Origin of the sequence: Streptomyces sp. NBC_00271, from assembly GCF_036178845.1 — a bacterium.
In the GTDB taxonomy this organism is placed as follows: Bacteria; Actinomycetota; Actinomycetes; order Streptomycetales; family Streptomycetaceae; genus Streptomyces.
The window spans coordinates 4151590-4174462 of sequence record NZ_CP108070.1; the positions used below are offsets into that span (position 1 = coordinate 4151590).

The 22873-nt window shown below is 71.4% G+C and carries 20 protein-coding genes and 1 pseudogene; 12 read left to right on the forward strand and 9 right to left on the reverse strand.

Features of this window, described 5'->3' with window-relative positions; translation table 11 throughout:
- Window positions 1-105: 105 nt before the first annotated feature.
- The gene (locus tag OG798_RS19300; RefSeq protein WP_095854886.1) at window positions 106-765 is read right to left on the reverse strand and encodes a pirin family protein; all 660 of its coding nucleotides are present in this window, start codon (window positions 763-765) and stop codon (window positions 106-108) included.
- 132 nt (window positions 766-897) lie between these two features.
- Between OG798_RS19300 and fasR the strand changes: the two genes are divergently transcribed.
- The 5 genes from fasR (at window position 898) to fabF (ending at window position 5869) form a co-directional block, all read left to right on the forward strand.
- Window positions 898-2103 carry a fatty acid biosynthesis transcriptional regulator FasR gene (fasR, locus tag OG798_RS19305; RefSeq protein ID WP_095854885.1) on the forward strand — a complete coding sequence of 402 codons (1206 nt, stop codon included), beginning with the start codon at window positions 898-900 and terminating at the stop codon, window positions 2101-2103.
- Window positions 2104-2192: 89 nt separating this feature from the next.
- Window positions 2193-3119, forward strand: coding sequence for an ACP S-malonyltransferase (locus tag OG798_RS19310; protein WP_267061657.1), 927 nt, complete (start codon window positions 2193-2195; stop codon window positions 3117-3119).
- 14 nt (window positions 3120-3133) lie between these two features.
- Window positions 3134-4165, forward strand: a complete 1032-nt coding sequence (locus tag OG798_RS19315; RefSeq protein ID WP_267061658.1) for a ketoacyl-ACP synthase III — start codon at window positions 3134-3136, stop codon at window positions 4163-4165.
- A 77-nt stretch (window positions 4166-4242) separates the two neighbouring features.
- Complete coding sequence (locus tag OG798_RS19320) at window positions 4243-4491, forward strand: acyl carrier protein (RefSeq protein ID WP_028800941.1); 249 nt, start codon at window positions 4243-4245, stop codon at window positions 4489-4491.
- A 106-nt stretch (window positions 4492-4597) separates the two neighbouring features.
- Complete coding sequence (gene fabF, locus OG798_RS19325) at window positions 4598-5869, forward strand: beta-ketoacyl-ACP synthase II (RefSeq protein ID WP_095854883.1); 1272 nt, start codon at window positions 4598-4600, stop codon at window positions 5867-5869.
- 157 nt (window positions 5870-6026) lie between these two features.
- On the opposite strand, the gene OG798_RS19330 is transcribed toward fabF, so the two are convergent.
- On the reverse strand, window positions 6027-6521 hold the full coding sequence (locus OG798_RS19330) for a DUF3145 domain-containing protein (protein ID WP_067369479.1): 495 nt from the start codon (window positions 6519-6521) through the stop codon (window positions 6027-6029).
- A 255-nt stretch (window positions 6522-6776) separates the two neighbouring features.
- Here OG798_RS19330 and OG798_RS19335 point away from each other — a divergent pair, with 255 nt between their 5' ends.
- Window positions 6777-7679, forward strand: a complete 903-nt coding sequence (locus OG798_RS19335; protein ID WP_328757378.1) for an SGNH/GDSL hydrolase family protein — start codon at window positions 6777-6779, stop codon at window positions 7677-7679.
- Window positions 7680-7820: 141 nt separating this feature from the next.
- Window positions 7821-8801 carry an aldose epimerase family protein gene (locus tag OG798_RS19340; RefSeq protein ID WP_095854881.1) on the forward strand — a complete coding sequence of 327 codons (981 nt, stop codon included), beginning with the start codon at window positions 7821-7823 and terminating at the stop codon, window positions 8799-8801.
- Between the two features lie 133 nt (window positions 8802-8934).
- On the opposite strand, the gene OG798_RS19345 is transcribed toward OG798_RS19340, so the two are convergent.
- Window positions 8935-11421: a glycoside hydrolase family 3 protein gene (locus OG798_RS19345; protein WP_328757380.1), complete on the reverse strand. Its 2487-nt coding sequence runs from the start codon at window positions 11419-11421 to the stop codon at window positions 8935-8937.
- A 118-nt stretch (window positions 11422-11539) separates the two neighbouring features.
- Between OG798_RS19345 and OG798_RS19350 the strand changes: the two genes are divergently transcribed.
- The gene (locus tag OG798_RS19350; RefSeq protein ID WP_095854879.1) at window positions 11540-12115 is read left to right on the forward strand and encodes a TetR/AcrR family transcriptional regulator; all 576 of its coding nucleotides are present in this window, start codon (window positions 11540-11542) and stop codon (window positions 12113-12115) included.
- A 73-nt stretch (window positions 12116-12188) separates the two neighbouring features.
- On the opposite strand, the gene OG798_RS19355 is transcribed toward OG798_RS19350, so the two are convergent.
- Together OG798_RS19355 and OG798_RS19360 are read right to left on the reverse strand one after the other, a co-directional pair.
- On the reverse strand, window positions 12189-12578 hold the full coding sequence (locus tag OG798_RS19355; RefSeq protein ID WP_267061660.1) for a RidA family protein: 390 nt from the start codon (window positions 12576-12578) through the stop codon (window positions 12189-12191).
- An 11-nt stretch (window positions 12579-12589) separates the two neighbouring features.
- Window positions 12590-13402 (reverse strand): NAD(P)-dependent oxidoreductase, encoded by an 813-nt coding sequence (locus OG798_RS19360; protein WP_121416255.1) that lies wholly within the window; start codon window positions 13400-13402, stop codon window positions 12590-12592.
- A 49-nt stretch (window positions 13403-13451) separates the two neighbouring features.
- On the opposite strand from OG798_RS19360, the gene OG798_RS19365 reads away from it, so the two are divergent.
- The gene (locus OG798_RS19365) at window positions 13452-14384 is read left to right on the forward strand and encodes a LysR family transcriptional regulator (RefSeq protein WP_267061661.1); all 933 of its coding nucleotides are present in this window, start codon (window positions 13452-13454) and stop codon (window positions 14382-14384) included.
- A gap of 130 nt (window positions 14385-14514) precedes the next feature.
- Complete coding sequence (locus tag OG798_RS19370) at window positions 14515-15768, forward strand: pyroglutamyl-peptidase I family protein (protein WP_267061662.1); 1254 nt, start codon at window positions 14515-14517, stop codon at window positions 15766-15768.
- On the opposite strand, the gene OG798_RS19375 is transcribed toward OG798_RS19370, so the two are convergent.
- Together OG798_RS19375 and OG798_RS19380 are read right to left on the reverse strand one after the other, a co-directional pair.
- Entirely contained in the window at window positions 15749-16576 is an 828-nt protein-coding gene (locus OG798_RS19375; RefSeq protein ID WP_121416252.1) for an EI24 domain-containing protein, read from the reverse strand. The genes OG798_RS19370 and OG798_RS19375 overlap by 20 nt on opposite strands.
- Before the next feature lie 332 nt (window positions 16577-16908).
- A complete protein-coding gene (locus OG798_RS19380) occupies window positions 16909-17781 on the reverse strand; it encodes a hypothetical protein (RefSeq protein ID WP_328757382.1) in 873 nt (290 codons plus the stop codon).
- Between the two features lie 270 nt (window positions 17782-18051).
- Here OG798_RS19380 and OG798_RS19385 point away from each other — a divergent pair, with 270 nt between their 5' ends.
- Window positions 18052-20625: a M14 family zinc carboxypeptidase gene (locus tag OG798_RS19385; RefSeq protein ID WP_328757383.1), complete on the forward strand. Its 2574-nt coding sequence runs from the start codon at window positions 18052-18054 to the stop codon at window positions 20623-20625.
- Between the two features lie 85 nt (window positions 20626-20710).
- On the opposite strand, the pseudogene OG798_RS19390 reads toward OG798_RS19385, so the two are convergent.
- A pseudogene (locus OG798_RS19390) lies at window positions 20711-21168 on the reverse strand (organic hydroperoxide resistance protein).
- Between the two features lie 112 nt (window positions 21169-21280).
- Complete coding sequence (locus OG798_RS19395; protein ID WP_067369522.1) at window positions 21281-22300, reverse strand: NADP-dependent oxidoreductase; 1020 nt, start codon at window positions 22298-22300, stop codon at window positions 21281-21283.
- 124 nt (window positions 22301-22424) lie between these two features.
- Here OG798_RS19395 and OG798_RS19400 point away from each other — a divergent pair, with 124 nt between their 5' ends.
- Window positions 22425-22859, forward strand: coding sequence for a MarR family winged helix-turn-helix transcriptional regulator (locus OG798_RS19400; RefSeq protein WP_095854871.1), 435 nt, complete (start codon window positions 22425-22427; stop codon window positions 22857-22859).
- The last annotated feature ends 14 nt before the right edge of the window (window positions 22860-22873 follow it).

A 22873-nucleotide genomic window follows, 5' to 3' on the forward strand; every position in this document is an offset into this window, starting at 1 on the left:
GCGAATCGGGCGGGCAGGGGACGCGGGGCGAAGCCCCCGCCTCAGGGGCGCGGGGAACTGCGCGAGCAGCCCCCACCCGCCCGCAGCCCCGAGAAATGCCCGGGGTCAGATCGTGGGGGTCATTTCCCACAGGAGTAGTTCCGCGGGGGCTCCCGCTACCGCTTCCAGGTCCTTGGAGTCGGTGATGCGGGCCGCGTCGCCGGGGCCCAACTCCTCGCCGTTCAGGAGCACTTCGCCGTGGACGACATGGACGTACACGAACCCGGCGTCCGGCACCGCCGTCCGCTCCCCCGCCGCCAGCCTCCGCACATGAAGCATCGCCCCGGCCTCGGGAACGGCGTACGGCGTGGAGTCGGCGATGCCGTGGACGACCTCGTAGGACGGTTCGCCGCCGGGTGACAGCGGGGCCAGCCACATCTGGACGAAGACGAGGGGGACCTCGCCGTCGTTGCGTTCCACGTGGCGGACGCCACCCGCGGAGCTGAGGCGCTGGACGTCCCCGGGGCGGACCACCGACTCGTGGCCCGTCGAGTCGCGGTGGGTCAGCTCCCCCTCCACCACCCACGTGACGATCTCGGTGTGACTGTGCGGGTGCTCGTCGAAGCCGGCGCCGGGCGCGAGCCACTCCTCGTTGCAGGCGATCACCGCACCGAAGCGGAGGTTGTCGGGGTCGTAGTGCGGTCCGAAGGAGAAGGCGTGGAAGGAGGTGATCCCGGCGTCCGGGTCGCCTCCGTGGTAGCGCTCGTCCGCGCGCCGTACGTCCATCAGATCCGCTCGTTCCGCCGTCGTCGCCGTACGTCCGTCACAACGGACACCGTAGCCCCGCCCCAGGCCCTCCCCCCGCCTACTTACGACCCGCCGCCGCACGCCTCCGTCCTGATAAGGCAGTCTTGTCCCGTGCCCGAACCCGAATCCAGCAACACCGAGCGCCCAGCGCACGACATCCACGCGCACTCCGCGACCCTGAAGCGGCTGGAGAAGTCCTCCGGCAGTCTCGCCGCCCAGGCCATCGCGCGGATGGACGAGACGCTGCCGTGGTACCGGGCCATGCCACCGGAGAACCGTTCCTGGATCGGGCTCGTCGCACAGGCCGGTATCGCGGCCTTCACCGAGTGGTTCCGGCGCCCGAACGCCCCGCAGGCCATCTCCACCGATGTGTTCGGGACCGCGCCACGCGAGCTGACCAGGGCGATCACCCTGCGGCAGACCGTGGAGATGGTGCGGACGACCATCGAGGTCATGGAGAGCGCGATCGACGAGGTCGCCGCCCCGGGCGACGAGTCCGTACTGCGTGAGGCGCTGCTCGTGTACGCCCGGGAGATCGCCTTCGCCACCGCCCAGGTGTACGCGCAGGCCGCCGAGGCCCGGGGCGCCTGGGACGCCCGCCTCGAATCGCTCGTCGTGAACGCCGTGCTCTCCGGCGAGGCCGACGAAGGTGCCGTCAGCCGGGCCGCCGCCCTCGGGTGGAACTCGCCCGAACATGTCTGCGTGGTGCTGGGTACGGCGCCCGACGGTGACAGCGAGCTGACGGTCGAGGCGATCCGGCGGGCGGCCCGGCACGCCAAGCTGCAGGTGCTCACCGGTGTGCTCGGGGACCGGCTCGTGGTCATCGCGGGGGGTAACAACAATCCGCTCGGGGTCGCGAAGTCGTTGATCGGGCCGTACGCCGCCGGGCCCGTCGTCGCGGGGCCGATCGTGCCCGATCTGCTCGCCGCGACCCGCTCCGCGCAGGCCGCCGCCGCCGGGCTGAAGGCGTGTTTCGCCTGGCAGGACGCCCCGCGCCCGGTTCTGGCGGACGATCTGCTGCCGGAGCGCGCGATCGCCTCGGACCCCTCGGCGCGCGAGCAACTGGTGGAGGAGATCTACAGACCGCTTGAGGAAGCCGGCTCCGCACTGCTGGAAACGCTCAGTGTCTATCTGGAACAGGCGAGCAGTCTCGAAGGCGCGGCCCGGATGCTCTTCGTTCACCCCAACACCGTGCGCTACCGGCTCCGACGTGTGACTGACGTCACCGGTTGGTCGCCATCGGATGTACGATCCGCGTTCACACTGCGGATCGCGCTGATCCTGGGGCGTCTAGCTGATGGGGATCCTCAAGCCTAGGCTTTTGTCGGGGCTCTACAATTCCCCTTCGTGTTCTTCGTCCCTGTCCCCACGGGCGGCCGTGGCCGTCCACAAGAGAGAGTGTGAGAGTGCTCGTACTCGTCGCTCCCGGCCAGGGCGCTCAGACGCCTGGCTTCCTGACCCCTTGGCTCGATCTCCCCGGTGCCGCCGACCGCCTCGCCGCGTGGTCGGACGCCATCGGGCTCGACCTTGCCCGCTACGGCACCCAGGCAGACGCGGACGAGATCCGGAACACGGCTGTCGCGCAGCCGCTCCTGGTCGCCGCCGGTCTCCTCTCCGCCGCCGCGCTCGGTGACGTCGCCGAGCTCGGCCCCGGTGCCGTCGCCGGTCACAGCGTCGGTGAGATCACCGCCGCCGCGTTCGCGGGCGTGCTCGACGCCACGGCCGCGCTGAAGCTCGTGCGCACCCGGGGTCTGGCGATGGCCGAGGCCGCCGCGATCACCGAGACCGGTATGTCGGCGCTGCTCGGCGGGGACCCCGAGACCACGGTCCCGCACCTGGAGAAGCTCGGCCTGACCCCGGCGAACGTGAACGGCGGGGGCCAGATCGTGGCCGCCGGCACGCTGGAGCAGCTGGCCGCCCTGGAGGCGGACAAGCCCGAGGGCGTCCGCCGCGTGGTGGCCCTGAAGGTCGCCGGCGCGTTCCACACGCACCACATGGCACCCGCGGTCGAGACGCTGGCACGAGCCGCCGAGGCCCTGAGCCCCGTGGACCCGAAGATCGCGTACGTCTCGAACAAGGACGGCAAGGCCGTCACGACCGGCGCCGAGGTCGTGCAGCGACTGGTCGGCCAGGTCGCGAACCCGGTTCGCTGGGACCTGTGCATGGAGACCTTCCAGGAGCTCGGCGCGACCGCGCTGATCGAGGTCTGCCCGGGCGGCACCCTCACCGGACTCGCCAAGCGCGCGCTGCCGGGTGTGAAGACCCTGGCGCTGAAGACCCCCGACGACCTCGACGCGGCTCGCGAGCTCATCGCCGAGCACGCCTCCGCCTAAGGAGCCGACAGAGCATGTCGAAGATCAGGCCCAGCAAGGGCGCCCCGTACGCGCGGATCCTGGGTGTGGGCGGCTACCGTCCTGTCCGGGTCGTGCCGAACGAGGTGATCCTCGAGACGATCGACTCCTCCGACGAGTGGATCCGCTCGCGCTCCGGCATCGAGACCCGGCACTGGGCCTCCGACGAGGAGACCGTCGCCGCGATGTCGATCGAGGCGTCCGGCAAGGCCATCGCCGATGCCGGGATCAACGCCGACCAGATCGGCGCCGTGGTCGTCTCGACCGTCTCGCACTTCAGCCAGACTCCGGCCGTCGCGACGGAGATCGCCGACAAGCTCGGCACGCAGAAGGCCGCCGCCTTCGACATCTCGGCCGGCTGCGCGGGCTTCGGCTACGGCCTCACGCTCGCCAAGGGCATCATCGTCGAGGGTTCGGCGGAGTACGTCCTCGTCATCGGCGTGGAGCGGCTGTCCGACCTGACCGACCTGGAGGACCGTGCGACGGCCTTCCTGTTCGGTGACGGCGCGGGCGCGGTCGTCGTGGGCCCCTCCGAGGAGCCGCACATCGGCCCGACCGTGTGGGGCAGCGAGGGCGACAAGGCCGGCACGATCAAGCAGACCGTGCCGTGGGACCGTTTCCGCATCGGCGACGTGTCGGAGCTTCCGCTCGACTCCAAGGGCGAGGTCAAGTTCCCTGCGATCACGCAGGAGGGCCAGGCGGTGTTCCGCTGGGCCGTGTTCGAGATGGCGAAGGTCGCCCAGCAGGCGCTGGACGCGGCCGGAATCACCGCGGACGACCTGGACGTCTTCATTCCCCACCAGGCCAACGAGCGGATCATCGACTCGATGGTGAAGACGTTGAAACTGCCGCAGCACGTCACGGTCGCGCGTGACGTACGCACCACCGGCAACACCTCGGCCGCCTCGATCCCGCTCGCGATGGAGCGGCTTCTGGCGACCGGCGAGGCGAAGAGCGGCGACACCGCGCTCGTCATCGGCTTCGGGGCGGGTCTCGTGTACGCCGCGACGGTCGTTACCCTCCCCTAGGCACTCCGTACCGGATCATCCGGTCCGTACGGACTACCGCCAACCCTCTCTGGATACACACCGAAGGAGCGCCTGACATGGCCGCCACTCAGGAAGAGATCGTCGAAGGTCTCGCCGAGATCGTGAACGAGATCGCCGGGATCCCCACCGAGGACGTCCAGCTGGACAAGTCCTTCACCGACGACCTGGACGTCGACTCGCTGTCCATGGTCGAGGTCGTCGTCGCCGCCGAAGAGCGCTTCGACGTCAAGATCCCGGACGACGACGTCAAGAACCTCAAGACCGTCGGCGACGCGACCGACTACATCCTCAAGCACCAGGCCTGATCCAGCGATCGGGCCCGGTTCGCCCGGCCCGGTCCACCGATCAGTCCGTTGCCCCGCCACCCGGCGGTGGCGCCGCTGAATCCTCGTATTTGGAGAAAGAATTCCCGTGAGCTCGACCAATCGCACCGTGGTCGTCACCGGTATCGGCGCAACCACACCGCTGGGTGGCGACGCAGCCTCTACCTGGGAGGGCCTGGTCGCCGGCAAGTCCGGTGTCCGCGCCCTGGAGCAGGACTGGGCCGCCGACCAGGCGGTCCGTATCGCGGCGCAGATCGCCGTGGAGCCGGGCGAGGTCATCCCCCGCCCGCAGGCCCGCCGTCTCGACCGCTCGGCGCAGTTCGCCCTGATCGCCGCCAAGGAAGCCTGGGCCGACGCCGGTTTCACCGACAAGGCCGGCGACGACACCTCCGTCGACCCGGACCGGCTCGGCACCGTCATCGCCTCCGGCATCGGTGGCGTGACGACGCTGCTCGACCAGTACGACGTGCTGAAGGAGAAGGGCGTCCGCCGCGTCTCCCCGCACACCGTTCCCATGCTCATGCCGAACGGCCCGTCCGCCAACGTGGGCCTGCTCGTCGGCGCCCGCGCCGGCGTGCACACCCCCGTCTCCGCCTGCGCCTCGGGCGCCGAGGCCATCGGCTACGCCATCGAGATGATCCGCACCGGGCGCGCCGACGTCGTCGTCGCCGGTGGTACGGAGGCGGCGATCCACCCGCTGCCCATCGCCGCGTTCGGCAACATGATGGCGATGTCCAAGAACAACGACGACCCGCAGGGCGCCTCGCGCCCCTACGACGTCGCCCGTGACGGCTTCGTCCTCGGTGAGGGCGCCGGCGTCCTCGTCCTGGAGTCCGCCGAGCACGCCGCCAAGCGCGGAGCCCGGGTGTACGCGGAGGCGGTCGGCCAGGGCATCTCCGCCGACGGCCACGACATCGTGCAGCCGGAGCCGGAGGGGCGTGGCATCTCCCACGCCCTGCAGAACCTGCTCGACAACACCGACCTGGACCCGGCCGAGATCGTGCACGTGAACGCGCACGCGACCTCGACGCCCGCCGGTGACGTGGCGGAACTGAAGGCGCTGCGCAAGGTCTTCGGCGACGACGCCGACCACATGGCGGTCTCCGCGACCAAGTCGATGACCGGTCATCTCCTCGGTGGCGCGGGGGGCGTGGAGTCGGTGGCGTCGGTGCTGGCGCTGTACAACCGGATCGCTCCGCCGACCATCAACGTCGAGAACCTCGACCCCGAGGCCGAGGCGAACGCCGACATCGTGCGCGGAGAGGCTCGCAAGCTGCCTGTCGAGGGCCGCATCGCTGCCCTGAACGACTCGTTCGGGTTCGGTGGGCACAACGTGGTGCTGGCGTTCCGTACGATCTGAATGCGGCCGTAGGTGTACTGAACCGGCGTGTGGCCCGGACTCCCTGTCGGAGTCCGGGCCACATTTGCTTGTTCGTCGGGTGCGGGGCGGTGGGGGCTGGTCGCGCAGTTCCCCGCGCCCCTAAAAACAGGGCGCTGCCCCTGAAGGCGACTAAGAGTCAGACCACCTGGTGGAGCCAGCGGACCGGGGCGCCCTCTCCCGCGTAGCGGAAGGGTTCCAGTTCGTCGTCCCAGGGCTTGCCCAGGAGTTTGGCGAGGTCGGACTCCAGGTCGCTCTCGCCGCGCTGGGAGCGCAGGAGGGCGGCGCGCAGGCGGTCCTCGGGGATCAGGATGTCGCCGTGGATTCCGGTGACGGCGTGGAAGATGCCCAGTTCGGGGGTGCAGCTGTAGCGCTCGCCCTCGGCCGTGGGGCAGGGCTCGGCGGTGACCTCGAAGCGCAGCATCTGCCAGCCGCGCAGCGCGGAGGCCAGCTTGGAGGCGGTGCCCACCTCGCCCTTCCAGGAGAACTCGGATCTCCAGGTGCCCGGCGCGGCGGGCTGCCGGATCCAGTCGAGGTTGACGCGGGTACCGAGCACGCCCGCGACCGCCCACTCGACGTGCGGGCACAGCGCGCGGGGCGCGGAGTGCACGTAGAGAACTCCACGTGTCGTCACTGGGGCCTCCGGACAGAGCGAGACATCTTGTAACTTAGCGGAAAGGCAGTGGCAGGGCGGCCACGTGGCGAGGCTACCGTGCGGCGGCGCAAGGAGTGTGACGTACCGTCGGTCCCAGCGCCCAGAAACATTGAGGTTTCACCCAAGGGGACGCGGTGCGACCGGTCGTGTACCGCGGGGTGTCGGCCAACCGTGTCGCATGGGTGCTGAGCAATCGTGCTGAGCAATCGCGCTTGACGAACGAGGGGATCAGGGATGCGTCACAGGAGTCACCGTTCTCGGGCCGCCCTCGCCATCGCGTCGGCGGCTCTCCTGGGCGTCGCCGTCGCCGGCTGCGACGCCGTCGGTGACAACTCCCCGGCGCCCCGGGGCACGACGGCCAAGGCGCTCCCGAAGCCGACCCCCACCTGGGACCGCAGCCCGACGTCGATGGCCGCCGTCGGGGACTCCATCACCCGTGGCTTCGACGCGTGCACCGTGCTGTCCGACTGTCCGGAGGTGTCCTGGGCGACCGGCAGCGACACGAAGGTCAAGAGCCTCGCCGTACGGCTGCTCGGGCAGGCCGGGGCCGCCGAGCGCAGCTGGAACTACGCGGTGACCGGTGCCCGGATGGCGGATCTCCCCGACCAGATGGCACAGGCCGTCACGAACAAGCCGGAGCTGGTGACCGTGATGGCGGGTGCGAACGACGCCTGCCGCTCGTCGGTGTCGGCGATGACCCCCGTCGCCCAGTTCCGCTCCGAGTTCGAGGACGCCATGGAGGCACTGCGCGACGCGCTGCCCAAGACCCAGGTGTACGTGTCGAGCGTGCCGGATCTGAAGCGGCTGTGGTCCGAGGGGCGAGGCAACCCGCTGGGCAAGCAGATCTGGAAGCTGGGTATCTGCCCCTCGATGCTGGGCGACGCGGACTCCCTGACCACGTCGGCGATGCGGCGGCGCACGACGGTGCAGGACCGGGTGGAGGCGTACAACCAGGTCCTGAAGGAGGTGTGCGCCAAGGACCAGCACTGCCGCTTCGACGGGGGCGCGGTCTTCGACTACCGCTTCGGCACGGACCAGCTGAGCCACTGGGACTGGTTCCACCCGAGCAGGGACGGGCAGGCGCGGCTCGCGGAGATGGCCTATCGGGTGGTGACGGCGACGAAGCCGGTGAGCTAGGGCCTGCCGTTCGGATCAGGCCTGGGCCGCGGGGTCTGGCACGCACTCCGGCGCTGATCAAGCGCCGTCTCCTGAAACGACCTGATCCGAACGGCAGGCCCTAGACCCTGCCGTTCGGATCCTTGGCCTAGGCTTTCGATCATGCACTGCGAATTCTTCGGCACTCTTCCCGACGGCACCCCGGTCCACCGCTGGACGCTGGAGCGCGCCGGAGTGCGGGTGCGGATCCTGACGTACGGCGGGATCGTCCAGTCGGTCGAGGTCCCGGACCGGGACGGGGGGCGCGCGGACGTGGTGCTGGGGTTCTCCGAACTCGACGGCTATCTGACGCACACGGGCCCGTACTTCGGGGCACTGGTCGGACGGTACGCGAACCGGATCGCCGGGGGCCGCTTCCTCCTCGACGGCCTCACCTGTCACCTGGCGCAGAACAACCCGCCCAACTCGCTGCACGGCGGGGAGCGCGGCTTCGACAAGCGGGTGTGGGACGCGGAGCCGGTCGATCACGGGCTGCGCCTGACCCGGGTCTCCCCGCACGGCGAGGAGGGCTTCCCGGGCCGTCTGGAGGTCTCGGCGACGTACACGCTGGACGAGGCGGGCGCGCTGGGGATCGCCTACGAGGCGGTCACGGACGCGCCGACCGTGGTGAACCTGACGAACCACACGTACTGGAACCTGGCCGGTACGGGCAACGCCGGCGGCCACGAACTCCGGCTGGACGCCTCGCGGTTGACGCCGGTGGACGCCGATCTGATCCCCACCGGGGCGCTGGACGCGGTCGACGGGACGCGGTTCGACTTCCGTACGGCGCGGAAGGTCGGCGCCGGCTACGACCACAACTTCGTGCTCGACAAGGGGCTCACGAAGACCGCCGTCGAGGTCGCCGAGCTGCACGACCCGTCCTCCGGGCGGACGCTGACGGTCGCGACCACCGAGCCCGGGCTCCAGCTGTACACCGCGGAGCACCTGAGCGACCCCTTCGCCCCCGGGGACGGCGTCGCGCTGGAGACCCAGCACTTCCCCGACTCCCCCAACCGCCCCGAGTTCCCGAGCACGGAACTGCGGCCGGGCGGGGTGTACCGGTCGGAGACCGTGTACGGGTTCGGCGTCCGCGACCAGTAGCCGACGACCGGTAGCCGGCGACCGGCCGCCAGACGCTCTCGCCGCGCATCGACGGTGGTGGCCGGGAACCGACGAGCCCCGATCCGGATGTCAGGTTCCGGACCGGGGCTGCTCGGGGTGGACTCGTCCCGCGTCAGACGTTAATCGTCGCCGCGACCCGACGGTCGACGATCGAGCGGCCCGCAGCAACCTCGTACGAACCCTTCACAAACACCCAGGCTCCGGTGCTCTCGTCCCAGACCTCGAAGGCCCGGCGCGGGAGTACGAGGACGACGTCGACGCTCTCGCCGGGGCCCGCCTCGACGCCCGCGAACGCGGCGAGCCACCGGGCCGGACGCCCGGCGTCGGCCTCGACGGGCGCCAGATAGACCTGGACGACCTCGCGCCCGGCCCGCGCACCGGAGTTGCGGACGCGGACCGTGACCGTCGTACCCGAACCCGAACCCGAACCGGCACCGGAACCGCCGTCGCCGCCGAGCTCGATCGACTCGTACGTCCAGTCGGTGTAGCCGAGACCGTGTCCGAAGGCGTACGAGGGGGTCCTGCCCTCCTTCTCCCAGGCGCGGTAGCCGATGAACACGCCCTCGGTGTACGGGAGTTCGCCGTCGGCCGGGACCACCTGGGTGACGGGGGCGGCCGTGCGGGAGCCCCAGGTGGTGGGCAGCCGGCCGCCGGGCTCGTGGGCGCCCGTGAGGACGTCGGCGAGGGCGGCGCCGCCCTCCTGGCCGGGGAACCAGCTGAGCAGTACGGCCGCGACCTCCTCGCGCCACGGCAGCTCGACCGGGGAGCCGGCGTTGACGACCACGACGGTGTTCGGGTTGGCGGCGGCGACGGCGTGCACCAACTCGTCCTGACGGCCGGGCAGCCGGAGGTCCTTGCGATCGAAGCCCTCGGACTCGACGCGGTCGGTGGTGGCGACCACGACGACGGCGGTGTCGGCGGCGCGGGCGGCTTCGACGGCCTCGGCGATGAGTTCGTCGGGGTCGCGGCGCGGGTCCTGGTGGGCGAGCGCGAAGCCGATCACCTTCAGCGGTGCGCCCTCGGGGACGACGATGACGTGCCGCAGCGCCACCTCGTACGTCTCACCGGCGACGAGGTCCACCTGGGCACGCTCGACGGGGGCGCCGAAGAACGCCTCGAAGGGGTCGTCCTTGGTGCCGCGCTGGACGTCGTCGAAGTGGACGGTGCCGTCGACGGTGAGCGTGAACGCGCCGAGACCCTTGACGCCGAGGGTGTGGGTGCCGCTCTCGCGCGGGGTGAAGGTGCCGGTCAGTTCGACGCTGTGGAGGGTGGCGTGGGTGACGCCCTCGGGGAGGTCCTCGCCCATCCACTGGATCTGGCCGTTGGGTGCCGAGCCGGTGCCGATGACCGTGCCGGCCCGGTCGCGGCAGACGGCCCGCAGGGTGAACCCCCTGTCGGCGACGGCGAGTTCCTCGTTCGGGTCGGCGCCGACGGCGTATGCGAGGCTGCCCTCGGGGAGGGCGGCGGTGAGGCCGTCGAGGGGCGTGACGACCCGGGAGGGGAAGACGGTGGCGGAGCCGCCGCCGAGGACGCGGGCGTCGCGGGCGGCGGCGCCGATCAGGGCGACCTTGCGCCCCTCGCCGCGCCCTTCCCCGAGCGGAAGAGCCCCTTGGTTGCGCACGAGGACGAAGGAGCGGCGGGCGATCTCGCGGGCCAGGGCCTCGCCGTCCACCGTCGCGGGCGGTTCGGTGACGACCGGCTCGGCGCCCTCCAGGATGCCGACGCGGGCGGCGAGCCGCAGGACGTTGCGGACGGCCTCGTCCACCTTGGCCTCCTCGACCTCGCCCGCGCGGACGGCGGCGGCGAGCGCCTCCCCGTACACGGTCCGGGGGCCGGGCATGGCGACGTCGAGACCGCCCTCGATGGCGCCGACCGTGGCGCGGGCGGCGGTCCAGTCGGAGACGTTGAAGCCGTCGAAGCCCCACTCGCCGCGCAGGATCTCGTTCACGAGGTGGTGGTGCTCGGTCATCGTGGTGCCGTTGACCGAGTTGTAGGCGGTCATGATGCCCCAGGGGTGGGCGTTGGCGACGATGGCCTCGAAGGGGGCCAGGTACAGCTCGCGCAGGGCACGTTCGGAGAGCAGGTTGTTCACCGTGAAGCGGTCGGTCTCGGCGTCGTTGGCGACGAAGTGCTTGACGGTGGTGCCGACGCCGCCCGACTGGACGCCCTGGACATAGCCGGAACCGATCTCGCCGGTCAGGTACGGGTCCTCGCTGTACGCCTCGAAGTGGCGGCCGCCGAGCGGGGAGCGGTGCAGGTTGACGGTGGGCGCGAGGAGGACGTGGACGTGCTTGCGGCGGGCCTCCTGGGCGAGCAGGGTGCCGGCCCGGCGGGCGAGGGCCGGGTCCCAGGTGGCGGCGAGCGCGGTCGGTGAGGGGAGCGCGATCGACGGGTCGTCGGCGGTCCAGTGGACACCGCGTACGCCGATCGGGCCGTCGGACATGACGAGGGACTTGAGGCCGATCTCGGGCAGCGCGGGCAGCGACCACATGTCCTGCCCGGCGAGCAGCCTCGTCTTCGCGTCCGGGTCCAGCTTGCCGAGGGCCGCCTCGACGACCGCCTCGCGGGCCTCGTCGGCCGGTGTGCGCGTTCCCGCCATCGCGGTGCCTCCTCATTGAGTCCGTGAATCTGTGAATCCGTTCTGCGCGTCCATCCTGCATCCGATACCTGTAGAGCAGTAGGTTTCGTTATTTCTTCGTTACATTCCATGCGTACGCATGCCGTACGGTGACGCCATGAGCACCAGGGCCAGAAGCGAGGAGCGGCGCGCCGAGATCGTCCGGGCGGCCCTGGAGGTGATCGCCGAGCGCGGCTACCGGGGCGCGAGCATGGCGTCGGTCGCGGAACGCGTGGGGCTGACCCAGCAGGGGCTGCTGCACTACTTCCCGACGAAGGACGCGCTGCTCGTCGCGGTGCTCAAGGAGCGGGACCAGTGGGACGCCGTGCCCGACACCCAGTGGCGGGTCGACCTGCTCGCCTCACTGGTCGAGTACAACGCCATGCGGCCCGGGATCATCCAGACGTTCTCGGCGCTGCTCGGCGAGAGCGTCACCGAGGGGCACCCGGCGCGCGAGTACTTCACCGAGCGGTACGCGCGGGTGCGCGCGAGCATGGCGGCGGTGCTGCGCGCCGAGTACGGGGAGCGGCTGCCGAACGGGCTCACGCCCGAGCGCACCGCTCCGCTGCTGGTGGCGGTGATGGACGGCCTCCAGTTCCAGTGGCTCCTGGACCCGGAGTCGGTGGACATGCCGGGCGCGTTCCGGGACTTCCTCGCGCTGCTCGGCGAGGACTGACCCCGACCGCCACTGTTCTGCCTTACCTCTGTCTCAACCTCTGCCTCTACCTCTGCCTCTGCCCCCGCCTGCGCTACCGCGGGGCCGGTACGGCGGCCACGACCTCGATCTCGATCAGGGCCTCCGGCTTGAAGAGACGGGAGACCTCGAAGGTCATGCTGGTGGGCGGGGCACCGGTGAGGTACTGGGCGCGTACGGCACCGTAGGCGGGGAGTTGGGTGATGTCCGTCAGATACGTACGGATGTTGATGATGTCCGCCAGGCCCGCCCCGTGCGCCCCGAGCAGGGCGTCGATGGTCTCGAAGACCCCGCGGCTCTGCTCGGTGAGGTCGGCGCCGTCCGCGACCTGTCCGGAGAGGTACAACAGGGATCCCGCGCCCGGCAGTTCGACCCGGGCGACCTGGGAGTAGTAGCCGTTGGCGGGCCCCGGCGCCGAGGGCGGGTTGTCGAGCGTGATCTGCATGGGAGGCCCTCTCAGGCGGAGCGGCGGATGTGTTCGACGGCCTTCGCGATGTCCGCGTCGGCGACGGCGGGATCGGCGGCGGCACGCTTGTAGTGCTCCAACACCGCTTCGAGTACGGGGAGTTCGGCGACCTTCGTGGCGAGGGCGACATCCTTGGCGGCGAGCGCGGTGGCGAAGTGCACGTCCTCGGCGAAGGCGCGGCCGACGGCACCACCGAGCGGGCCGTTCGCGAGCGCCGTGCGCGCCACCTTCTCGTCGATGCCGAGCTTGTCCGCGAGGGCCATGGTCTCGGCGACGAGGGCGACCCCGCCGAGCAGGGCCGTGTTGACGATGAGCTTGAGCGCGGCGCCGGAGCCCACCGGGCCGGTGCGGGTGACGGTGCCCATATGGACGAGCACGTGCCCGACGCCCGTCAGCTCGCCGCCCGCGAGGATGCCGAGCTGCCCGGCGGCCGCCTTGTCCGTGCTGCCCGCCACGGGCGCGTCGACGAACGTCACGCCCTCCCCGAGCCGGGCGGCGAGTTCCTTGACCACGTCAGGCCCGACGGTCGACATCTCCACCCAGGTGGTACCCGGGCGCAGCTGCGGCACGATGGCGTCCGCGACCGCGTCGAGCGCGGCCGGGTTGGCGAGCATGGTGATCACCACGTCCGCGTCCCTCACGGCCTCGGCCGGGGACGCGGCGAGGGTGGCGCCCTCGGCGACGAGCGGCTCGGCCTTCTCGGCGGTGCGGTTCCAGACGGTCATCGGGAATCCCGCGGCGAGAAGTCGGCGCGCCATCGCGGCGCCCATGTGCCCGAGCCCGAGGAATGCGATCTTTTCCATGTCGTCGACGCTAGGCGGGCCCACGCGATGCGACAAGCGAATGTCTAGCATGGCTCTCATGCTCAACCCGCATGCCGCACCCGACCTCTCCAGCACCTGGCTGCGGGTCTTCCTGGAGGTCGCCCGGCACGGTTCGTTCACGGTGGCCGCGCGGACCCTCGGCTGGACGCAGTCCGCGGTGTCCCGGCAGATCGCCTCGCTGGAGTCGGCGCTCGGCGGAGCCCCGCTCTTCGACCGGCTGCCCCGGGGTGTACGGCTGACGGAGGCCGGGCGGGTCCTCGTGCCGCACGCCGAGGCGGTGGTCGAGCGGCTGCACGACGCGAACCGCGAACTGGCCGCGCTGCGGCGGCTCGCGGGCGGCCGGCTGCGCTTCGGCGCGTTCGCCACGGCCGACGCCGCGCTCGTACCCCGCGCCATCGCCGCGTTCCGTGTGCGCCATCCGGGGGTGCGGATCACCCGCGAGGAGGGCCTGACGCCCGTGCTCCTGGAGCGGCTCTCCGCGGGCGGCCTCGACCTGGCGATCGTCTCCACGACGGGCCGCGCCCCGCTGGACCCGTACACCCTGCACCACCTCCTCGACGAGTCCCTGTACGTCGCCGTCCCCGCCGGCCATCCGCTCGCCGCCGAGTCCTCCGTCCGCCTCTCCCAACTCGCCGACGCCGACTGGATATCCGGCTCCGCCCACCCCGAGGGCACCCTGCTGGACGCGGCCCTGCGGCACGGCTTCCGGCCGTGCGTCGCGCATGTCGTGGCCGAGTGGACGGCCAAGCAGGGGTACGTCGCCGCCGGGCTCGGGGTGACCCTGGTCCCGGCGCTCGCCGCCGAGTCCGTACGCCCGGACATCGCGCTGCTCGCGGTGCGCGACGAGGAGGCGCCCGCGCGGGCGGTGTACGCGGCGACGGTGCGGGGCCGGTCACTGGGACCGGCGGCGCAGGCGTTCCTGGGGGCACTGCGGGAGGCCGCGACCCACCTGCCCACCTGAGCCACCCGCCGCCCGCGCCACCCCGGCCGCTTCGGCTGCCGGTGCCACACCTCATGGCGTACGTCCCCTCCGTCACGCGATACTGCGGCCGTCCGGCAGCACCCCACGGCGACGGAAGGCATGAACTCCCTTGACTTACATACGCGTTCGGCTCGGAGCGGGCGTACTCGGACTGGCCCTGGTGGGCGGCCTGGCCGCGGCACCCACCGCGTCGGCGGCAGCGGCGGCCCCCGTCACCGTCGAGGAACAGCGCCTCGACCAGACCGCTCCCCAGGAGATCCTGCGGCGCTCCGGATTCGACACGGTGGCCACCGGGTTCGCGCGGGCGCTGGAGCGGGCGGGCTCGTTCGGACAGGCCGAGCGTGTCGTCGCGGGGCAGGGGGCGCGGCTGTGGCAGCGGGCCGTCGACCGGGCGCAGGGGCGGGGCCCGGCGGGCGGCGACCTGAGCCGGGACGACGACCGGCCGCTGTACTGGGCGCGGCTGGGGATGACGCGCGAAGTGCGGCAGTGGGAGCCGGAGTTCGGTCTCACGGACACGCAACGCGCGAGCCTGCTCGCCGAGTTGGAGGAGAACTCGCGCGGCGAGAACGCCATCCGCTATCCGCACGCCAAGGGCGTGAAGCGGATCCTGCTCACCGGGTTCGACCCGTTCACGCTGGACCGTGACGTCCGGATCTCCAACCCGTCCGGGGCCACCGCCCTCGCCCTGGACGGCACGACGATCCAGACCGCGGACGGCCCGGCGCGCATCGAGACCGCCGTGTTCCCGGTCCGCTGGCAGGACTTCGCCCAGGGCACGGTGGAGCGGACGCTGCGCCGCCAGCTCCCGCGCGTGGATCTGTTCACCACGGTGAGCCAGGGCCGCGTCGGCCGTTTCGACGTGGAGCGGACCAACGGGGCCTGGCGGGGCGGCTTCCCGGACAACGAGAACGTCTCCCGCACCGAGACGATCCCCGTCACCGACCCGGCCTCGCAGCCGCAATGGACGTCGACAACGCTGCCGTACGCGCGGATCGTGGCCGCGGCCACGGGCCGCTTCCCCGTGTACGACCACACCTCGGTGACCGAGATCCCGGCGGGCGGCACCGATCCGGTCGTACGCCCCGACGGGCCGACCCCGGGTTCGACGGCGCGCGCCGGGGGCGGCGGGGACTACCTCTCCAACGAGATCGCCTATCGCGCGACGCTGCTGCGCGACCGTCTCGGTCTGCACGACAGTCTGCCCGGCGGGCATGTCCACACGCCCGTACTGCAGTTCGGCACGGGCAACACGGACCCGGCGACGGGGACGGTCACGGACCCCGAGTTCGTGCAGAACCGGCTGGACATCATCGCCCAGGTGCGGGCGATCGTGACGGTGGCCGTCAGCGGGGCGGGGCGATAACGGCGGGGACCGTGATGACGGCCGCGGTGTCGTGGTTGCCGCGGTCGTCGTCCGGCTCGCCCGTTTCCTCGGCCAGCAGGTCGCGGGCCATCAGTGTGGCGCCCGCGACCGCGCCCGGCATCAGGAAGACGGCGACGAACGGGACCAGGAAGGCGAGGCCCAGCGGGGTGCCGAAGCCCCAGACCAGCGTCTTGCGGGAGCGGAGCAGGGTGAGGCGGTCGCGGAGGTCGACGCCTCGGCGCTGGAGGGCGACCGCGGTCAGTTCCTCCGTGAGGAAGAAGCCGGTGACGAAGAAGCCGATCACGGGGACGACGGTCTGGCCGACGAACGGGAGGAAGCCGAGGGCGAAGAGGAGGACGCCCCAGACTGCGGCCCGCACGAGGACGCGGAGGCTGTCTCGCGCGGAGATCCACAGCTCGCGCCAGAGCGGGAGGCCGGACTCCGGGGCCGTGCCGTCCGGGGAGACGTCCCTGTCGACCTTCTCCGAGAGGGACTCGTAGAAGGGCTGGCCGATGAGGAGGGTGACGGCGGTGAAGGTGAGGACGGCGAGGAGGAGGGCGAGGGCGAAGAGTACGGCGGTGAGGAAGCCGCGGAAGAGGCCCAGCCAGGGGCTGGACCAGTCGTCGGCGAAGGGGGTGGACCAGGTGACGAAGTCCTCGCCGTACAGGGCGAGGGTGATGAGCGCTGCGGCGTACAGCACGAGGGTGATCAGGCCCGGCAGCAGTCCGAAACCGTACTGCTTCCCGTGCCGTGCCACCCATCGCTGGCCCTGTATGAGATAACCGAACCCCGCCCCGAGATCACGCATGACCCGAACTTTACCGGGGCTCGCCCCCTTTTCCCTCGCCCCCGCCGCCCCTACCCGTCCCATCCCCGGGGGCTCCGCCCCCGGACCCCCGCATCGGCCTGAACGGCCTCGTCCTCAAACGCCGGACGGGCTGAATGATGCGGACCGGGCCGAGGCTTTCAGGGGCGCGGGGAACTGCGCGGCCAGCCCCCACCGGCCGGTGGACGAGCGACTGGGGTCGGCGGGGGATCCGGGGCGCAGCCCCGCCCCAGGGGCGCGGGGAACGGCGCGACAAGCCCCCACCGCCCCGCAGGCGAACGAATCCGGCCCCGCAGCCGAAGGCGGAGACGTGGCTAGGTCGGCGTCACCGCCACCACAAGCCCCCGCTCCGCCGTGGGCGACACCGCCGCGGACACCCGTACCGCCACCTCCCGAGCCACCCGCCCCGTCCGTGACGCCGACGCCAGGAGCAGGGGCTGCAGGTGTTCGAGGCCGGAGACAAGGAACTCCTCGCCCGCGATCAGCACCGGCCGCACCGCGTTCGTCGTGGCCGCCGCCGCCTCCGTGAGGTCGGCGAGCGGCGGCAGCGCGGCCCGCACCACCCCCACCCCCGCCGCGGCCGCCCGCTCGGCCAGCGCCACCTGAAGCGGCAGCAACGGAGCCAGCGCCGAAGTCAACGCGTCGGCGATACGCCGGAGTTCGGGCGACGAGTCGCGCAACACGTCCGCCGCCGCCCCTATCACCGGCGTCAAGGCGAGCAACGCCCCCGCCGCCACCCCGGCCACCGTGGGCAGCAACGGCGACCCCGCCTCCAGCAAGTCCCCCAACGCGTCCGCCGCCTCCTGCACCGCGGGCTCCACCGCGTCGAGGATCGGCAGCAGACTGTCCCCCAGCGCCGCCAGCAACGCCTGCGCAGGCCGGCTCACGGGATGCACCGCGAGCGGCGCCCCGGTCGTCCCGAGCCGCGTCAGCGTGTCCACGATCCGGTAGAACGCCTCCTGCGCCTGCGGAGACGCACTCGCCTCCGCCAGCTCCGCCGTCGTCTCCCGGAGCACACGCAGCGCCTCCGCCCCCGACCCGTCCCGGGGGTCGAAGGTGTTGAGGGCGATTCTGGTGATGTTCCCGGCCGTGTCGAGGAGTTGGCCGGTGATGTCGGTCGTGCTGCGCGCCATACGCAGCACGTCATCCCTGCTGGGGATGCTGGGGAGCGACGGAATCGGGGACATGAGCCCTCCTCGCCACGCACGGCACCTCGCCACATGGACCCGTCCGCTGGCCCCCTACGGCGTCTTATGGCCTCAGCATGCCCCCTCCGGCCCGTCGGCGATGCCCCATCCGTGGCATCCATGGCGTTCAGGGGGGCCACCGTGGCACCCAGGCCCTCTTGTTGAGGAAGAGTCGAACAGGTACACCTCGCCCTACCGACCTGTACGCCCTACCGAACCGTGCCCCACCCACCCGTACCGATCTCAGGCCCCCCACCGGAGGTACGACGCGTGCGCCTACCGAGACCCGTCCTGATCGCCACTGTCCTCACCGCCGCGACCGGATCGCTTCTCCTCGCCCCGCACAGCGCCACCGCGGACCGCGAACCCCCTGTCCGTGAAGGGGCGGGCCGTGAAGGGACGGACCAGTCCCCGGGTGCCGCCGGGGCCCCGGCGAACGCCGCCCGCAACGCCCTCACCAGCCCCGTCACCCACCTGTCCGACTCCGGCCTCGCCGCCCCCCGCCGTGGCTATCCGCGCGAGCAGGTCCTCTCCCCCGACCCGGAGAACCCGGCGGACAAGTCCATCAAGCTGGGCCTCACCCCGTACCACGCCATCGCCCCGAAGCTGAACACCCTCCAACGGCTCGGCGACCGGGTCAGCGTGGAGGTCGCGGGCCGCTCGGCCGGCGGTCACCGGCTCTATCTGGTCACCGTCACCGCCCCGGAGTCCGCCGGCGAGTCTCTCGACCAGGAGCGGATGCGCGAGCTGATCGAGAACGCGCCGCAGGCGGCGGCGAAGGACCCGGCCGTCAAGTCGTCGTACAAGACGCCGGTCTTCTTCGACAACAACATCCACGGCAACGAGTGGGAGGGCACCGACGCCGCCCTCGAGCTCATCGAGCGGCTCGCGAGCGCGAAGGACGCGCAGACGACCGACCTGCTCGCCCACAGCCGTCTCTACTTCAACATCACGGCGAACCCGGACGGCCGGATCGCGGGCACCCGCGCCAACGCCAACGGCTTCGATCTGAACCGGGACTTCATCACCGCCTCGCAGCCCGAGGCGCGCGCGATCCGCCAGATCGCCATCGACAAGCAGCCGGCCGTGATGCTCGACCTGCACGGGTACGTCAACGGCACCCTGATCGAGCCGACGACCCCGCCGCACGGCGAGAACTACGAGTACGACCTCTTCCTCAAGAACACCTACGCCAACGCCCTCGGCATGGAGGCCGCCGTCAACGGCCTCGGCTACACCCCCGCGAAGGACGGTGTCGAGCCCGTCCAGATCCCCTTCCGCGACCAGCAGGAGGGCTGGGACGACTGGCCGCCGATCTTCACGCCCCAGTACCAGGCCTTCCACGGCACGGTCGCCGCGCACACCGTGGAGATCCCGCTGGCGGTGAACAACTCGGAGTACGACACCCTGCCCGTGGCCGAACTGAGGCGCAGGTCCGCCATCAACGTGGACGTGGCCGGCGCGGCCATGCGCGCGACCCTCGCCTACGCCCGGACCCACCGCGCCTCGATCATCGCCGACCAGATCGAGGTCTTCCGGCGCGGCGCGACGGGCGCGGCCCAGGTGCCGGTCTCGGCGGAAACGGTGCCGGGGGTGCCGGGCATCGGTCCCGAGGACGTCTACACGACGGACTTCCCGCGTGCCTACGTGATCCCGGCGGGCGGCGCCCAGCGTTCGGCGACGGCCACCGCCCGCCTCGTCGACCATCTCCTGGCCAACGACGTCCGCGTCACGCGCGCGACCCGCGACTTCCGGCTGGCCGGACGGTCGTACGCGAAGGGCTCGTACGTCGTCGACCTGCACCAGCCCAAACGCGGTCTGGCCAATGTGATGCTGGCCGACGGGCGGGACATCAGTGACAAGGTGTCGGTGATGTACGACATCTCGGGCTGGAGTCTGGGGCGGTTGTGGGGTGCGACGGTCGTGCCCGTACGGAGCGGGGAGCTGTCGGCCGCGGCCGCCCGCCGGGTCGAAGCCGCCGCGCGGGTCGGGTACGTCGCCCCGCGTGGCGATCTGCGTCTGCGTCTCGACACTCCGCAGGAGATCGTCGCCCTCAACTCCCTTCTCGCGCAGGGGGTTTCGGTACGGCAGCTCGCGGACGGCAGTGCCGTCGTGCCGGGATCGGCGCGGGCGCGGGCCGCCGCTCTCGCCCGTACGTACGACGTGGCCTTCGAGGCGACCAGCCGGACCAGGACGGCCGGAGGCAGCCCAGGGACACCCCTGCACCGCGTCCGCGTCGCCGCGGCCGTCACGCCGGGTGAGCTCTTCGCGCTGCGGGAGATGAACTTCGACGTGGTGCCGGTGTCGACGGCCGCCCTGAACGCGGGCTTCGACTGGTCCGCGGTGGACGTGCTGTTCGTGTCGTCGGGGCTCGACCACGCCGGTTTGAACGCGGGCGCGCAGGCGGCGCTGGACGCCTTCCTCCACACCCACGGTCTCGTCGGCCGCGGAGCCGTCGGAGCCGCGCTCAACTCGGCGGCCGGGCTGCTGGCGGTACGGCCGGTGGAGGGCAACGGTGACGCCAACGGTGTGGTGCGGGTGGTGAATTCGGGCGGACCGCTCACCGCGGACGCGCCCGACCACAGCTTCGTCTACGCGCCCGTCTGGTTCACCGATCTCGGCCCCGGGGTGCGTGTCGAGCAGGCGTACGCGCCGGGCGATCCGCTCGTCTCCGGGCACTGGCGCCCGCTGGCCGACGGGACGGGAGGGCCCCTGGCCGCCGGCGGTCAGGCCGCTGTCGTCAGCGGTCCGCACGCCGTGCTCTTCGGTACGGAGCCGCTCTTCCGTGACCATCTGAAGGGGGAGTTCCCGCAGGTGGGAAGGGCGCTGTTGACCGTCTCGTAGGACACCGCCGACCGTCTCCCACGACAGGGCGAAGGCCGCACCCCACGTCCTAGGGTGCGGCCTCCGCCGTGTACAACGAGCGCCGTCAGACGAGCGTCACGGTGATGTTGCCGCGGGTCGCCTTCGAGTAGGGGCAGACCTGGTGGGCCCATTCGAGGAGGTCCCGTGCGGTGGCCCCGTCGACGTTCGGGATCGTCGCGGAGATCTCCACGATGATCCCGAACCCGTCCTCGTTCTTGCCGATGCCGACCTTCGCGATTGGGGTCTCCCCTGCTCGAACGAAGTTGAGAGCTTGGGGAAGGTCGAGCCGGAGACGTCGGCGTTCTCCTGGCGGGCGACGACGCCGAGGGCACCCTGGAAGCAGGCGCTGTACCCGGCGGCGAAGAGCTGCTCCGGGTTGGTCCCGGCGCCGCTTCCACCCATCTCCTCGGGCGGGTTCACGACGACGTCGAGCCTGCCGTCGTCGGTGGCGACCCGGCCGTCGCGACCGTTCTCGGCGGTGGCGACGGCGGTGTAGAGGACATCGGTCTGCTGGATGGACATACGGTGCGTTCCTCCTTGGTCCGCCGCGACTCGCGCCCACGATCGCGACGGTTTCGGAAAGAAGTTACCGTATGCCGGAAGCCTGGCGACAGCCGTCCCGAAGGCCGGAGGGTCAGAGCTTGACGATCATCTTGCCGACGTTGTCGCCGCGCAGGACGCCGAAGAACGCCTCCAGGTTGTTCTCGATGCCCTCGACGACCGTCTCGCTGTACTTGAGCTCGCCGGAGCGGACCCAGGCGCCGACCTCCTGCACGAACTGCGCCTGCAGGTCGTAGTGGTCGCCGACCAGGAAGCCCTCGATGCGACCGCGGGTCTGGATGAGGCGGGCGAGGTTCTTCGGGCCGGAGACGGGCTCGGTGCTGTTGTAGACGGAGATCGCGCCGCAGATGGCGATGCGGCCGTCCCGGTTGAGGGAGCCGATGGCCGCCTCCAGGTGGTCACCGCCGACGTTGTCGAAGTAGACGTCGACGCCGTCGGGGGCGGCGGCGCGCAGCTGCTCGCTGACCGGGCCGTTCTTGTAGTTGAAGGCGGCGTCGAAGCCGTACTCCTCGACGAGCAGCTTGACCTTCTCGTCGGAGCCGGCGGAGCCGATGACGCGCGAGGCGCCCTTGAGCTTGGCGATCTGGCCGACCTGGCTGCCGACGGCACCGGCGGCGCCGGAGACGAAGACGGAGTCGCCCTCCTTGAAGGAGGCGGTGCGCAGGAGGCCCGCGTAGGCGGTGAGGCCGGTCATGCCGAGGACGCCGAGGTACGTCGACAGCGGCGCGGCCTGCGGGTCCACCTTGACGGCCTGCTTGGCGTCCACGACGGCGAATTCGCGCCAGCCCAAGAAGTGCAGGAGGTGGTCGCCGACCTCGATGCCCTCGGCGTTGGAGGCGACGACCTCACCGACCGCACCGCCCTGCATGACCTTGCCCAGCTCGTAGGGGGCGACGTAGGACTTGGCCGCCGACATCCTGCCGCGCATGTACGGGTCGACGGACACGTACGCGTTCCGTACGAGGACCTGGCCCTCCCCCGGCTGCGGGACCTCGGCCTCGACCAGGGCGAAGTCCTCGGTCTTCGGCCAGCCGACCGGGCGGCTGACCAGGTGCCATTCGCGGTTGACGGCGGGGAGCTGGGTCTCGGTCATGAGGGGGTGCCTTTCCTACGTGCATGCACGGGTACGTGCGACTACGGCTCTAATACTTCAGTACCTGAAACAACCATGCTCCTCAATATTTCATGATGTCAAGTAACGGGGTAGCCTGGAGCCCATGGCCACGCAAAGAACAACCCGTACCGACCCGCTGACCCTCGAGGTCGTGGACCTCATCGGCACGGTCGTGGCCCGCTATCACGAGGAGTACGAGGACGCTGCCGCCGAGCATGCGCTGACCGGGGCGCAGGCGCGACTTCTGAGCCTGCTGTCCCTGGAGCCGCTGCCGATGCGGCGGCTCGCCCAGAAGCTGAAGTGCGAGCCGTCGAACGTGACCGGGATCGTGGACCGGCTGGAGGCGCGGGGCCTGGTCGAGCGGCGCCCCGACCCGTCCGACCGCCGCGTGAAGCTGGCCGCGGCGACGCAGGAGGGCCGGCGTGTCGCGCGCTCCCTCCGCGACGCCCTCAACTTCGCCCGCGAGCCCCTGGCGGGCCTCTCCACCGAGGAGCGCCTGTCCCTCCGGGACCTCCTGCAGAGAATGCTCACACCGTAGTTTTCGGCTGCGGG